This window comes from Paenibacillus sp. FSL H8-0104 (assembly GCF_038050215.1).
Lineage (GTDB): Bacteria > Bacillota > Bacilli > Paenibacillales > Paenibacillaceae > Paenibacillus > Paenibacillus amylolyticus.
Genome location: NZ_JBBOTC010000001.1, coordinates 3126412 through 3142541 on the forward strand (window position 1 = coordinate 3126412; position 16130 = coordinate 3142541).

Genomic DNA, 16130 nt, shown 5'->3' on the forward strand with positions numbered 1-16130 from the left:
TTCATCAGAAAAGAAACCAAAAGAAGCGATATCCGGAATGTACTCGGATATCGCTTCTTTTGGTGAAATTCATCTATTCAGGGTTATATTATACGGGCTGAATAGCGAGATGGGGTGTCCCACTACTCTCATCAACGAACAGTATATATTGGTTGCCAGCTGTCCCTGTTAAGACCAGACCGGGTTGACCTGCAACACCAGGATTGTAATATCTGAATTGTTGCAAAACGGGGAGGGAGACTGGAAGAGTAGGTTGATTAAGTGCCATTAATTGTGTAGCGGCCTTAACGCTATCTCCAGCTTCAATCACTCCGCCTACACCCAAATGGTTGACAATCGAGGAGCTGGCGTTGATTTGAAGGCTGCCTGTTATGGTCTGACTGCCATTGACGTTTAGATCGACACCAACGGTTTGATTACCATTAACTTGCAGATCTTGGTTAATGGTCTGATTACCGGTGACAAGGATGCTATCAAAAGTTGGCAAAGATATCATCTCCTATACAGTATTCATATATTCTATGAGGACAAGATCTGGAATGATCCGGGTGGCCACACATTATATACTTGGGATAAAGCCCCTTTTGCAAAAAAAGAGTTAGCGAAACACTATGTCATGCATATTGTAGGCAGAGAATGTTTTCGTATGGAACGGGAGGGTTTGCTATCCAAAAGAAGTCAAAAATGCAGGTTAAGTCCACGAAAAAGAAACGTTCAGTTCATGATGCGAACCGGTTATTCCTGAGACAGATGAATGTGGTTCTGAACAGGAAACTCAAATCCATGCGTAAACATATGGAAGTACAGCAATTGGAACTGAATCAGCAATGGCTGAAAATGATGCAGGTGGGAAGCATACCTACCCGAGAAGTACCAAAAGTGATCTATAAGGAGTTAAATGTGCTTCTTATCACTCCTTGTAATGACCGAGAAATGTCATCACATTGTGTCCTGATTGAACAGAGTCTGAAACATCTCGTGAGAAATGTGAATGAGATTAAATATATCGAAACCGTGTCAGCCTGTTTGTCTTCCTATGATGTTGACCTGATTATGGTTATCGGAAGCCGAGAAAACTTGCCGGATGAGAATATTACAGCATTAAGGACATCCACCGTGAAAAAGGCCATCTGGTTGTCTGCCGATCAACAAGTGAATCAAAGCGAAACTATTCTACCGATTTTTGATCACGTGTTTACACAACATTCAACCCAAATAAGCGATGATCAGCATCATATGGGAAGCACTGGTAGTCATGAACTGTTCATGCCACCTGATCCACATATATTCTGTCCGCAAGCTGTTCCCTCGGAGTACGAATCGGATGTTTATATCATCGGGGATGCAGAATCGGATGGCATCGTCAACGCTGTTGCCAAATCGGGTCTTTTGGATAACAAAAAGGTTCGGGTAGATGGAAAGGGTTGGGCACAGATCGGGGATTTCAAGCCTGTTCATACGAATGAAGCTCGTCAGATGTTATATAACGGAAGTAAACTGGTTATTCATCGTGGCGAATCAATCAAAAACGTGATGGAAATTGCCGCATGTGGGACGTTTCAGCTCATAGGACCATCTGTGAATCAGAGCAACGGGATTGACCTTAGTAACTTTCAACAATACAACTCTTGTGAAGAACTCACTCTGAAGTTTGAACATTACTGGCAGAGTGTTGATGCAAGGAGACTGGCCGCTAGCCATGCTCTGGCATACATGAAATATAATCAATCCCATCTACAAAAAACATTGCGACTGCTGGATATCATTTTCATATAAATCATCCCAAAAATCACAGGAGCGTAGGCTGCATCAAGTTGCTGCATTGGAGGAGTTCTGATTGAAGGTAATTGCTCTGCATCTGCCCCAATTTCACCGGATTGAGGAGAACGACCGATGGTGGGGGGACGGTTTTACTGAATGGACCAATGTAAGAAAAGCCACGCCTTTATATTCGGGTCATCATCAGCCTAAGCAGCCGTTTCAGGGGAAATATTATGATCTTTCCGATCCAGATGTACGAAATTGGCAAGCGGAAACGGCTAAACAACATGGCATTTATGGATTTTGTTATTATCATTATTGGTTCAAAGGCAAGCGTTTGCTGGAAAAACCAGTGAATGAAATTTTGGAAAGTGGGGAGCCTGATTTTCCTTTTTGCTTGTCCTGGGCCAATGAGACATGGACAAGAAAATGGGATGGGCAAGAATCCGATGTTCTCATGGCCCAGAACTATGGGGATCGAGAGGATTGGGAAGAACATTTTAATTATCTGGTAAAAGTATTTAAGGACAAACGATATATTCGAGTGGAAGATAAGCCATTATTTCTGATCTATCGACCAGCCAGTATTCCGCAATGTGAGGAAATGATTCAGTTTTGGCGTGAATTGGCTTTGAAGCATGGCCTGAAAGGGATTCATTTTGTGCAGACCATTGGTGGATTCCCTACATTTAATGGTCAGATCTTTGATGCGAGTATGGAATTTGAACCGCATTATACGTTTGCACATGGACATATGAATGGAATCTGGATCGAAATGAATATCAAGGGACAGCAGCATATTGCTGTGAATTACGACAAGGTATGGTCCTCCATTCTCGAACGAACACCACACCGTAACGGAGAAATTGTTTATCCAGGTGCTTTTGTCAATTGGGATAATACACCGCGGAGAGGTGTTGACGGACAGAGTACGCTCGGGGCCACCCCAGAGAAGTTTGGGCTGTATCTGTCCAGACAGATGGAACGAGCGAGGACGCTGTACAAAAGTGAATATCTTTTTGTTAATGCCTGGAATGAGTGGGCGGAAGGGGCATATCTTGAGCCGGATCAAAACTATGGTTATGCTTATTTGAGAGAACTCAAGAAAGTAACTCAGCATGAATCGAACAGAAACAAGTCTATAGGAGGGAGTTCCGAATGAGGGAACTCTCTCTTTGCTTTGAGTTTATTTATAGACCATGTTTCGTTGTAAGTCCCGTTTGTTGTTTGCGGTACTCCGTTGGAGTTAACCCTGTATGCTTTTTGAACTGTCTGGAGAAATAATACAAATCACTGAAACCGAGATGCTCGGCGATGGTGGTTATTGTGTTCGGGGTGCAGGCCAGCAACTCCTTGGCCTTATCGATTTTTTTGCCAGTAATATAGAGGATCGGAGGAACACCGATCTGCTGCTTGAAGAATCGAATGAAATAATTCGGATGCATGTAGGCGATCTGGGCCAGATCCTGAACCGAAATATTCTCTTCGATGTTGGAATCAATATAAGCCAGAATGGTGGACAGTTTCTCCATGACAGGCACGTTAATAAAAGAGATCTGATCCAGATCCAGATTCATTATATAGTGGGACAGTAGCTCGGTTAGTTTGCTCTTGGCCATCATATGGCCATAGACTTCATCGGATTTTGCATATGTAAGGATACTGCTGAAGATTGCTTGAATCAACTCAGGTTGATCTATCGTACAGATGTGTGGGAATTTCAGAATTTGGAACAGATTGATTCCCCCAACCTTTGCGCTAAAGTGACACCAATATTTGAGAAAAGGACGGTCATTAATGGCAGAGTAGGACTGTTGGATCCCCTCTGGCATTAAAATAAGTTGATTAGGTGCAGGGTAATACTCCTCATCCCCAATTTTGAGCCAACCTTCACCTTCGCATATGAAATAAAACTTGCTGTAATCGGGCGTGTAATCCAGATCCCGCCAATCCGTATCGCACCGATTGTAATTGACCATGAATAATTCGACTTGGAGATTGGACAGGTAGTTCGTAAGCAAAGTTTGATGATTCATACTTTTCATCTCCATACAAGGTTATTATTGTCCATCTAAAAGTTAGTGTTCTGCATGTCTATCTTTCAGCCGTAGCACTACAATACAACTACAGACAATAACAGAAGGGATGAGAACATCTCATGGACAAAAACGAATATTTGCAACATATTGAAGCAACGATTGAGAGCGGTAATTTCAAGGACAACTGGAGTTCGCTTAGCACCTTCCAAGTACCCGAATGGTACCCAAAAGCGAAATTCGGCATATTCATTCACTGGGGGCTATATTCTGTACCAGCCTATGATAGCGAATGGTATTCGCGAAATATGTACATACAAGGGACCAAAGCTTATGAACATCACCTTGAGGTGTATGGACCTCATAAGGACTTTGGATATAAAGACTTCATTCCGATGTTTCGTGCAGAGAAGTTCGATGCAGACGAATGGGCAACGTTATTCAAACAGGCTGGAGCCAGATATGTTATGCCTGTGGCTGAGCACCATGATGGTTTTCAGATGTACAAAAGCTCTATCTCTCACTATAACACATATGAAATGGGCCCCAAACGGGATCTTCTCGGTGAGATGAAGGTTGCATACGAGAAGCAGGGGCTGACATTATGCGTGTCGTCTCACCGCGCCGAGCACTGGTTCTTCATGTCTCACGGGAAGGAGTTTGATTCAGATATTAAGGAACCTCTGGAGCGTGGGGATTTCTATTGGCCTGCCATGCCTGAACCCAAGGATCACTTCGACTTGTATGACTCACCTCCAACCGAGGAGTATCTGGAGGACTGGTTGATTCGCTGCTGTGAACTGGTCGATCAATATCAGCCAAAGGTCTTTTATTTTGATTGGTGGATTCAAACGGTTGCGTTCAAACCCTATCTTAAAAAATTTGCTGCCTATTATTATAACAAAGGCGAAGAATGGGGCGTGCCTGTAGCTATCAATTATAAACATGAGGCCTACATGTTTGGTAGTGCCGTTCCGGATGTGGAGCGGGGACAGTTCGCTGAGCTTAAGCCCTATTTTTGGCAAACGGATACAGCTGTTGCTAAAAACTCATGGTGTTATACGGAAAATAATAACTATAAAACGGCTGAAGAGATCATTCGGGATCTCGTCGATATTGTAAGCAAAAACGGAAATTTACTGCTGAACATTGGACCCAAAGCAGACGGCAGCATACCGGAAGAAGATCGTGAGATTTTGCTGAGCATTGGCAAGTGGCTGGAAGTGAATGGGGAAGCGATCTATGACACGTCATTCTGGCGTACGTTTGGCGAGGGTCCGACAGAGGTGAAGGAAGGGCAATTCACGGATGGGGATACGAAGATATTTACGAGTGAAGATATACGGTTTACGTTAAAAGAAAGCGATCTGTATGCCACGGTTCTTGCCTATCCAGATAACGGGGTGGTGCAGATTAAATCCCTGAAGGAAAATTCTCACCATTTTCAAGGGGGCATTCAAGATATTCAGGTACTTGGTTACGAGGAACAACCGAAATGGGAGAGAACAGCGGACGCACTGATGATCACAACGACAACTGTGAAAAGTAATGCGCCTATTGTTTTCAAAATTAAATTGGACTAATCAACAAAGATAAATTAAATACTGTAAATATAAAAAGGGCGCATCTAGGAGTATTGTACTCATCGGATAGCGCTCTTTTGGTTGGGTTATACATAAGGCTGACTTCCATGCAAAATCCTCTTCATGATAATGGAGGCTCCTCCAAGCTGAAAACTGTAATTCGGAAATTTACTTATATAATAATCACGAAATTCTTGCTTGCTAATATACTGATATCATCAAACCAGTGATGTTCGCCTGTAATGGATTGATTGAGACTCACTAAGGAGGATCTGCAAAAAAGATGAAACCAAAGAAACGCATCAGATATGGTTGGAGCGGATTTAAGAAAAAAAAAGCTGAGGACTGTGACCATCCCCAAGAGCAGCACAAAGAACACCATCACGAGCACCATCATAACCACCACAATCATCATCACAATAACCACCATCATAAGTGTTTTGACAAAGAAGCCGAATTCCTTCTCAAATTAATTGGTGAGTTGAAGGGAGCAATTGTACAGGTTTTTGCCAATCCCACGCCTCACAATGTTTCACTTCTGATTGAGGTACTGCGTAAATTACTGGCTCTGGTTCATTGCTCGGATTTGAAAAAGGGAACCAAGGCAGATCTCGAAGCGATCTTGGAGCTTACCATTGTATCTGCAGAGGCCGTTCCATTTTCTCCGATCAGTGTGGGAACCAATTTGCAGCAATTGCTGGATGTGCTCCTATCTGTCATTTTACAGGGGAATATCGATTCGGCTGAGAAAGATCAACTGGTCATTTTGATCCGGGCGACCGAATTGGCTATCACAACAGGGCTTAGAAACATAGGCAGTCAAGGTCCGGCAGGACCTGCAGGACCAGCGGGTCCTCAGGGCGTACCTGGTCCACAAGGCCCGGCTGGCGCTGCTGGTTCTCAGGGTGGTGTAGGTCCAGCTGGTACACCGGGAGCTGCTGGTGCCCAGGGACCAGCAGGTGCGACAGGTGTTACTGGAGCAACGGGTGCGGCAGGCCCAGCAGGTGGCGCAACAGGAGCGACAGGTGTAACGGGGAGTACAGGAGCTGTTGGGGCAGCGGGCGTTACAGGAGCAACAGGTGATCCTGGCGTAGCAGGAGCCACCGGAGTCACCGGGGCTACCGGGGCAGCTGGACTTGCGGGAGTCACCGGGGCTACCGGGGCAACGGGTGTGACAGGAGATACGGGTGCAGCGGGAATTGCAGGGGTAACCGGGGCTACCGGCGCAACTGGGATTGCGGGAGTAACTGGCAGCACCGGTGTTACTGGGGCTACGGGTTCTGGCGCCATCATACCGTTTGCTTCTGGCGGGCCTGCCATATTAACAACGATTCTTGGTGGACTGGTGGGAACGACAAGCCTTATCGGTTTCGGCAGCTCTGCAACAGGAGTCAGCATTCTGGGTGGCACGATTGATTTAACGGGAACGATTGTCGGACCACTCATTAACTTTGCATTCTCTGTCCCACGGGATGGCGTTATAACTTCGATTGCTGCCTATTTCAGTACCACAGCAGCCTTGGCCTTAGTTGGTTCAACGGTGACCATCACTGCGCAATTATTCAGTTCACCTACTCCTGATAATGCATTTACTGCGGTTCCGGGGGCGGTTGTTACACTGGCACCTCCACTCACCGGTATTATTGCATTGGGTAGTATCTCCAATGGCATAACAACCGGATTAACTATACCTGTGACTGCACAGACACGTCTGCTGCTGGTGTTCTCGGCAACGGCAGCCGGACTCACACTTGTGAATACGGTTGTCGGGTATGCAAGTGGCGGCGTGAACATTACATGATGAGATATAAATTTTGAGATGAACGACATGAGAGTTCTCATGTCGTTCTTTTTCTTGATTTGAAATTTTGAGTGTCAGGTCTTGGTTATATAGAACTACTACAAACTATTATTCATCAAAATAATGCATAAATACGAAAAATAAGCTGAAATACGTAAGCGACATCAGACACATAAAAGCATTAAATAGACTTATTTTCTATATTTTTCAATATAGTGCTTGTGTATATCGAATAATGACTTTATACTATACCAATAAAATCCAATTAAATTCCTAATCGACTATTATATGTAATTAAAATGTTTAAGCACTCACTCGAATCACGATCGAAAGTCATATCCACCACTCCTTAGCAAGCGTTCTGCTAACGCTCCAGATTACCCTTCCACATGAATGCTTATAGACATTCACTCTCATTGCATTATTCAAACACCCAAACTATTCACTCACATGGTTTAATCTGATTCATTCAATCTCCTAAACTTCCAAGTAAAAAATCATAGACTGATCTGTTATCTCTTCTGACTCATATTGTTCCCTAACCAGACCTGTAAAGGAGGTGAGGCTTTATGTGAAATCCAGGGTATCTATTTCGTACGCAATAAAGGTAATTTACCGTTTCATTCTGCAGAGAAGGGCATATGTACCAGACTAAATTAAAAAACCGGGTAAAAGGAGTGGAAAAGTTTGATAAAGATTAATCGGTTACGCAAGCCCATCTCCATGGGGCTCTCGCTTCTCCTTGCATTTTCGATCATTCATCCGGTTTCAGCTGAAAACTCCACATCATCCAAATTGGATATGAAATCTGGACTTGCCAAAGTTACGGAGTCCAAAGTAAACGCCAAGCTGACCAAAGAATTTGATGGTAGTGAATATGTGACCTATCTGGTGAAAATGAAGGAACAGGTGGATACAGCAGCAGTCTCCAAACAGGCCCTTGAAAAGGCGACCATCGCCAAACAAACGGCTTCAGCCACAAAGCTGTCCGTTCGTAATTCGGTTGTCAGCTCTCTGCGAGAAACGGCCTCGCGTACACAATATCCATTGGAAACTTATCTGGAAAAGGAAGTTGACCTGGGTAAGGTCAAAGAATATAAAAGCTATTTTATCGTAAATTCACTGGCAGTAACGAGTACCAAAGAAGTCATGGAACAGATTGCGCTGCTGCCTGAGGTGGAGAAGATTCTACCGAATGAGACGAGATACTTACAGAAAGCCGAAGTGAGTAAAGAACCGGCGAATGCGGCACCAGGCAAAGATGCTGTCCAAACGCCAGCTAAAGACTCTTCAGTCGGTGTCAAAGACAAAGACAAAGAGCCTGCTGCAAAGGACAAGCTTGCGACAGAGAACGTGGAATGGAACCTGGATTACATCAATGCGCCTGCCGTGTGGGATCGGGGCATCGATGGAACAGGGATTGTTGTTGCCAATCTGGACAGCGGTGTGGATTATACCCACCCGGCGCTTCGCAGCAAATGGCGGGGACTGGATGCTTCGGGCAATATCGTTGATCCCGAACTGAGCTGGTATGATCCGCACAGTAATGCTTCCCTCCCTGCGGACGGAGACGGGCATGGTACGCACACGATGGGTACGATGGTTGGCTCCGAAGCAGATGGTACCAACCAGATCGGGGTTGCTCCCGGTGCGAAGTGGATTGGTGTACGGATATTCAATCCGGAAACAACAGATGCCATTATTCTGGATGGCGGACAATGGTTGATCGCTCCGGTGGATGCGGAAGGCAATCTGCATCCTGAACTTGCACCGGATGTTGTTAACAACTCGTGGGGCGGAGGCGCAGGATTGGATGAATGGTTCCGTCCTATGGTCCAAGCTTGGCGTGATGCTCAGATTTTCCCGGAATTCTCCGCAGGAAATGTGAGACTGGGTAACCCGGGCGGACCTGGTTCTGTTGCTAACCCAGCCAACTATCCTGAAAGTTTTGCTACAGGAGCAACCGATATCAACGGAAATCTGGCTTCGTTCTCCCTGCTGGGCCCATCCCCGTATGGTGAGATCAAACCGGAAGTATCTGCACCTGGTGTGAATATCCGTTCATCAGTTCCGGGCGGAGTATATGAGGGAGGCTGGAACGGAACATCCATGGCAGGCCCACATACAACTGCACTTGCTGCACTGCTGCTTCAGGCCAATCATTCCCTTACGGTGGATCAGCTGGAGCAGATCATTACAGATACAGCCACGCCGAGAACGGATAGTCAGTATCCGACATCTCCTAATAACGGCTACGGTCACGGCATTATTAATGCCCTTGATGCTGTGGGGTCTGTACTCGAAGGAATTGGCACGGTATCCGGCAGAGTGGTTACGGCCGGAGATGATCTGGAAGAGCCAGTACTGGCACATACCCCTGTTAATTCTGCCTTTACAGGCATTGATATACCACTAACGGCTCATGTGACAGATAACGTCGCAGTAGTCTCCGTCGAGGCTTTTGCCAAAACGACAGGCACCAACCAGTACGTTTATCTACCGATGAACCGGATTGCTGGAGATAACAAAGATGGGACGTATACAGCGACAATCCCTGCTTTTCTTATTGAACCGCAAGGTGTGGAGTATTATATCCGTGTGAACGACTACGGTAACAACGGATTCGAAAGTCAGGTATACAAAGTGGCTGTGTCCAATGGTGTTCAGCCAGGATACCTTCAGGATTTTGAAGAAGATCAGCTTGGATTCACGACTGGCGGAACCGGAAGTACCTGGGTATGGGGAGCACCAAGCAGTGGTCCTGGAAGTGCCTACTCCGGTGACAAGGTGATTGCAACCAATCTGCAAGGAACTTATGTGGCGAATAGCAATGCATATCTGCTTGCGCCGCCAATTGATCTCACCGAGAGTCCGGAAGGGGCATTGTTATCCTTCAAGCACTGGTATGACTTGGAGAATAACATCGACTTCGGCAAGGTATACATCGCTTCCGAGGATAGCGATTATGTGTTCCAAGAACTGTTAACCTTCACGGGTACAGGTGGCAATTGGAAGACACAATATGTGGATCTTCGCGAATACGCGGGACAGCAGGTGTTCATCAAATTCAATCTGACGAGCGATAATTCATTGCAAAAGGCTGGCTGGTACATTGATGATTTCGCTGTAGAAGAACTGGATGAGATTGCTCCGGGTGCTCCTGCCGGATTGTCTGCGACGGCCGATATTCTTGGTAATGTAGCCTTGAGCTGGACGGGTCCGAGCGATGAGGATCTCGAATCCTATATCGTATATCGCTCCACAACCGCAGGTGCAGGTTATGAATCCATTGGAACTGCAACAGGAACAACGTTTACAGATACGGCTACGGTGACAGATTCGACGTATTATTATACCGTTGCCGCACTTGATTATAGTGGCAATGAAAGCGACAAATCGAATGAGGTCTCCATTACAGTAGAGGTGCCTCAGGATATCTACATCGATCATTTCGATGGCAGTGATGATAATGGCTGGACTCATTCAGGAACCAAAGATGAGTGGGAACGCGGTATTCCGGTAACGGGACCTGCCAGCGCGGTTTCTCCACCGAATGTCTGGGCGACTGATCTCGACAATACGTACGAGAGTGGCTCCAACTATTCACTCGTATCTCCGGTCATTGATTTGACGGATGTGTCCGAAGGAACACTTACGTTTAATCATTGGTACGAGATTGAGAGTGGATACGATTACGGGTATGTGGAAGTCACCAAGGATGGTGGAACCACATGGTCAGAACTGGACAAATTCTCACATAGTACCAACGGTAAACAATGGACACCTGTATTTTATGATCTGGATGCACTTACCGGTAATGAAGTTCAATTCCGGTTCCGCCTGACCTCAGATAACAGTGTTGTGAAGACAGGCTGGTTCATTGATGATTTCCGTGTACTGGGAGTTGCTGCAGAGACGGTAACGGAGGACAGTGCGGTTGTGCTTAACAATGACAAACCAAAACCGTCCTATGATAATCCATGGTACAAAATTTCGCGGACAGACAAAGCGGAATTTAACAAAACGAAACAGCAACAACCTGAAGTTGAAAAACCAGGAACAGGTTCGGTTAATCCACAAAGCCTGCCTGCAAGTGCAACGGTTACCGTACTGGAAACCGGACGTTCGGTGAAGACAGATCCAGCTACAGGCAAGTATAACTTCACACACGTAGCAGGTGATTACACGTTAAAAGCTGAAGCATATGGATATTATCCTCGAACTCAGCAGGTGACGATTACAGATGGCAATGGAGCCAAAGCCAACTTTAATCTGGAAGCAATTCCGCATGGGCAGATTGAAGGTGTAGTAACGGATGAGCGGACAGGACAACCACTGGCTGATGCTTCCGTTCTCGTGGTGGAAGATGCGAATGTAGGTGAAGTTCGCACAGGTTCAGATGGCAGCTTCGATATTCAGGTATTGGAAGGAAGTTATACCCTATCCATCCGGGCTGCAGATTATTACAGTAAAACCGTTACTGTGACAGTCCCTGGTAATGGTACGGCTGAGGCAAATGTTGCCTTAAAACCATTCATCGGTTTCCCTGGGGAAATTGCTTATGATGATGGAACAGCAGAGAACGCACGAGCTTTTAATGCTGCGGATAACGCTTGGGCAGTTCGAATGACACCAGAGCTGGAGACCGCTCAACTGACAGGTGCATCGTTCCGATTCTGGAACACCGAATGGCCTGTACCTGGAGGCACAGCGTTCCAATATGCCGTATATGATGCATCGGGTGCGGGCGGAGCTCCGGGACGGCAACTGGCTGGACCATTTGACGGTACTGCACTTCGTAACGATCAATGGACAACCGTTGAATTCCCAGAACCGGTCATTGTAACGGGTGATTTCTATATCGTGTATGTACAGAGTTTAGCTGGAACTAGCGCTCCGGGACTCGCTACCGATGAGGATGGTCCAAATGCAGGTCGAAGCTGGCAGCGTGTAAGCGGAGCATGGAGTACTTCACCGGTAGAAGAAGGCAATTACATGATTCGTGCAGTCGTGAGATATCCGGTAAATGCACCTGTGCTCACAGTACCTGCAAACACGTATACGAATCAATCGACCTTCACTGTGTCGGGAACGTCTCCGGCATCTGGAGCTCAGATCAAGATCTACAACGGCAAGGATCTGGCTGGCACCACAACGGTGGCAAATGGGAAGTTCTCATACGGTGTGAAGCTCCGTTCTGGCATTAATGCGATTACTGCGGAGGCAGTGGTAGACGGTAAAACAACGGACCGTTCACTCCCCGTAGTCATTATTCTGGATCAGACCAAACCACAATTGACGATTCTCACGCCAGCTCAAGGGGATCGCATCAATGCAGAAGTGGTTCACGTAACGGGTAATGTCGTGGAACAATTCCTCGATAAGGTAACCGTTAACGGACAAACCGTACAAGTGGGTAAAGACAGAAGTTTCAGTCACCGTGTATTGGTCAATGAAGGCGAGAACACAATAACCATTACAGCAACCGATATCGCTGGTAACAAAACAACCGTAACCCGCACCGTCTATGTGGAAACGGCGTTGCCAGAACTTACGAATATTACTCCGGCTGAAGATGTTCGAATCACATCAGGGGAGAGTGTTACCGTTTCATTTGATAGTAAACCTGGTCTGCAAGCATCTTTCCGTATTCAGTTACCTTTGAATCTGAATGCCCAAGGGGCAGGAGAGATTCCATTGGTGGAGACTGAACCTGGTCGTTATACGGGTACGTACACAACACCTTCATCCCTTGTTCTGGATGGTGGAGTCATTGTGATTCGCGCTCAGGATGCAGCAGGCAACAAAGTAGAGGCGGAAGCAGCTGGACGATTGTTCGTCAGCGCAGCACAAGAACAATCCGTTCCAGAACCAGATTCGAGCCCTGAAGAGAATGGAACGGAAGTGAGTCCACCGTCCGCTGAGGGTCTGCAACCTTAATTATGCAAAGTATGACTTGGATGATAACTGCGTTTTGACCATCTAAGCAAGAAGCCGATAAGCCGAGGTATCAGGGCTTGTCGGCTTTTTGTTGTCTCGATTCATAACTGACGCCTAAGATTAATGAAGCATCCATCGGGATGCTTTTTCTTTTGCTCTCATATGACAGCAGGTGAGTTGTCTCCTTTCTTCACATTAATGATATAACATGATATATTAGGATGTAGAACATGAGAAGTATGGGTATTTATGGAGGTGCTTGTATTGGGGAAAGATTCGGCATCCAAGCCGATGTATGAACAGATCTTTGAATCCTTGCGTGAACGGATACAGCTTCATCAATATCAAGTGGGTGAGCGTGTTCCTTCGGAAAAGGAATTATGTGATGAATTCGGAGTGAGCCGGATTACAACTAAAAAAGCACTTGAGATGCTGGCGAGTGAACAATTAATTGTTCGTCAGCCGGGACGGGGTTCTTTTGTAGCCGACACAGCAGAAATGTTACAAGAAAGATCTAACAGACCTGCTCCGCTTGCTTCGGTTAAAGATCCAGAGAAGAAGCTGCTCATTGGTCTGGTCATTACTAATTTCAGTGATATGTATGGTACAGAACTGTTATATGGTATGGAAGAAGCTTCGCGAGAGCATGATTGTTTTCTCGTACTTAGACGTTCCTTCGGGATTCCCGAGCAGGAGGAACAGAGCATTCAGGAACTGCTGGAACTGGGTGTGGATGGATTGATTATTTTCCCGGCACAGGGTGAATATTTCAGCGATGAGATTTTAAAACTGGTCGTTAACAAATTCCCGTTTGTCCTGATTGACCGGTACTTGAAAGGCATTCCAGCTTCATCTGTCAGTACGGATAATGTAGGCGCGGCGCGAGAAGGGATGAATTATTTGTTCGATCTCGGTCACCGACACATCGCTTTTCTGACGCAGCCTCCGGCGAACACTACACCCATTGAAGAACGAATTGAAGGCATTATTGAGGCTCACAATGATCAAGGAGTTCTGGTGAACAGGGAACTGTGGTTAGAATCTTTTCTTTCGACACTGCCAAGTGTGTTTGATCCTCAAGTCGAGGTCCGTGATGTGGAGACATTGGTGGAACATTTACAGAAATACCCCCAGATTACTGCACTCTTTGCTGCGGAGTATCATATTGCTTTACTTGCAGAACAGGCAGCGGATCGGCTTGGTCTGAGAATCCCGGAAGATATGTCCATCATTTGCTTTGACAGTCCAAACGCTGCCGAAGGAAGCCGTGTAACCCATATGAGACAAAGCCAGTTTGATATGGGAAAACAGGCATTCGAGATGGTGCTTCAAAGTATGCAGAACAACGAAATGACAGTGAACAGGGTTGTTTTGCCTGCCCGATTGGTGAAGGGGAAGTCAACGAGTATGGTGAAACAAAAGGGTTAATTATAACAACTTAATATTCATTGTGTTCAATCAGGGGCTTCGTATAAACGAGGCCTCTTTTTGGTGCGGATAAAATGGGGAGAATTGCTTTAAATGGTATATTATTTGGTGTCTTCAAATTAAAATAACATGCTAATATACAAATAAATATATTGACATAACATTATATTCGTTTTAGGATGATGAAAGCGGTTAACAAACTGGATTAAATAGGAGGACAACATGCTGACACCCAGAGATGATCAAGAAATTTCTCCCTCGATATACGACATGATTGATCAGGTTAACAAACGTATGCCGGACCATCCGGAACTCAACCAAATGTTTAAAAATTGTTTTACCAATACGATGGCAACCACAATTCAGCGCAAAGAAGATGGAACAACTTTTGTGATTACGGGAGATATCCCTGCCATGTGGTTACGTGATTCTGCCGCTCAGGTCAGACCTTATCTGCTTCTCGCTTCAGAGGATGAAGATATCGCTGACATGATCGCTGGACTGGTTGAACGTCAACTGAAATATATTCTCCTGGACCCGTATGCAAACGCTTTTAATGAGACGGAGAGTGGAAAAGGACATCAGGAAGACCTGACGCAGATGAATGATTGGATCTGGGAACGGAAGTATGAGATCGACTCACTGGCTTATCCGATTCAGCTCAGTTATCTCTTGTGGAAGAACACGGGAAGAACAACTCAATTCAATGATACGTTCCGTAAAGCATCCCAGATCATCATGCAGTTATGGCAAGTGGAACAGCATCATGAGACGAAATCACCCTACACATTCCAACGTCTGGATGCTCCCGAAACCGATACGCTCACCCGAGAGGGACGAGGTACTGAAACAGTCTATACAGGCATGACCTGGTCGGGATTCCGTCCCAGCGACGATCGCTGTGAATATGGTTATCTGATTCCATCCAATATGTTCGCCGTTGTGGCGCTTCGATATCTACAGGAAATTGCTGAAGTGGTGTTCGAGAATGAAACGCTGGCAGCGACTGCTCAGCAGTTGGAGGAACAGATCAACAAAGGTATTCAGGATTATGGCACCGTTGAACATCCGGAATATGGAACCATATATGCATACGAAACGGATGGGAAAGGCAATCACAATCTGATGGATGATGCCAATGTGCCGAGCCTGCTGTCTTTACCTTATCTCGGATATGTGGAGGAGAACGACGAGGTGTATCAGAATACACGCCGTTTCATTCTTTCCTCGCACAACCCGTATTTTTATGAGGGAACAGCAGCAGCGGGAATCGGTAGTCCGCATACACCGGAAGGGTACATCTGGCATATCGCTTTATCGATGCAGGGGCTGACTACAGAGGATCGCAATGAAAAACTACGATTGCTTCAGCTCATCCATAAGACGGATGCGGATACCGGACTGACCCATGAAGGTTTTTCGGCCAACAATCCACATGAATATACACGTCCATGGTTTTCATGGTCCAACATGCTCTTTAGTGAACTGATTATGGATTATTGCGGATTCCGCGTACAGAAATAGATAGGGAAGCAAGAGATAACCTGCGAGTACATCATAACGTTCGGAGTTCGTTAAATT

General features: G+C 45.8%; 9 protein-coding genes. 7 read left to right on the forward strand and 2 right to left on the reverse strand.

Annotated elements, in window-relative coordinates:
• Positions 1–88: 88 nt before the first annotated feature.
• Positions 89–496 (reverse strand): hypothetical protein, encoded by a 408-nt coding sequence (locus NST38_RS14050; protein WP_235193806.1) that lies wholly within the window; start codon positions 494–496, stop codon positions 89–91.
• A gap of 287 nt (positions 497–783) precedes the next feature.
• On the opposite strand from NST38_RS14050, the gene NST38_RS14055 reads away from it, so the two are divergent.
• Together NST38_RS14055 and NST38_RS14060 are read left to right on the forward strand one after the other, a co-directional pair.
• Positions 784–1776, forward strand: coding sequence for a hypothetical protein (locus NST38_RS14055; RefSeq protein ID WP_143781207.1), 993 nt, complete (start codon positions 784–786; stop codon positions 1774–1776).
• 61 nt (positions 1777–1837) lie between these two features.
• Entirely contained in the window at positions 1838–2923 is a 1086-nt protein-coding gene (locus NST38_RS14060) for a glycosyltransferase WbsX family protein (RefSeq protein ID WP_076249441.1), read from the forward strand.
• Between the two features lie 28 nt (positions 2924–2951).
• Here NST38_RS14060 and NST38_RS14065 read toward each other — a convergent pair whose 3' ends face one another.
• The gene (locus NST38_RS14065) at positions 2952–3797 is read right to left on the reverse strand and encodes an AraC family transcriptional regulator (RefSeq protein ID WP_076249440.1); all 846 of its coding nucleotides are present in this window, start codon (positions 3795–3797) and stop codon (positions 2952–2954) included.
• Between the two features lie 122 nt (positions 3798–3919).
• Here NST38_RS14065 and NST38_RS14070 point away from each other — a divergent pair, with 122 nt between their 5' ends.
• The 5 genes from NST38_RS14070 to NST38_RS14090 all read left to right on the forward strand — a co-directional run bounded on the left by NST38_RS14070 (position 3920) and on the right by NST38_RS14090 (position 16073).
• Complete coding sequence (locus tag NST38_RS14070; RefSeq protein ID WP_076249439.1) at positions 3920–5380, forward strand: alpha-L-fucosidase; 1461 nt, start codon at positions 3920–3922, stop codon at positions 5378–5380.
• Between the two features lie 283 nt (positions 5381–5663).
• Positions 5664–7181 carry an exosporium glycoprotein BclB-related protein gene (locus NST38_RS14075; protein WP_083677366.1) on the forward strand — a complete coding sequence of 506 codons (1518 nt, stop codon included), beginning with the start codon at positions 5664–5666 and terminating at the stop codon, positions 7179–7181.
• Between the two features lie 687 nt (positions 7182–7868).
• Positions 7869–13121: a S8 family peptidase gene (locus tag NST38_RS14080; protein ID WP_036670772.1), complete on the forward strand. Its 5253-nt coding sequence runs from the start codon at positions 7869–7871 to the stop codon at positions 13119–13121.
• A gap of 255 nt (positions 13122–13376) precedes the next feature.
• A complete protein-coding gene (locus NST38_RS14085; RefSeq protein WP_305955663.1) occupies positions 13377–14549 on the forward strand; it encodes a GntR family transcriptional regulator in 1173 nt (390 codons plus the stop codon).
• Positions 14550–14771: 222 nt separating this feature from the next.
• On the forward strand, positions 14772–16073 hold the full coding sequence (locus NST38_RS14090) for a glycoside hydrolase family 125 protein (RefSeq protein WP_076249437.1): 1302 nt from the start codon (positions 14772–14774) through the stop codon (positions 16071–16073).
• The last annotated feature ends 57 nt before the right edge of the window (positions 16074–16130 follow it).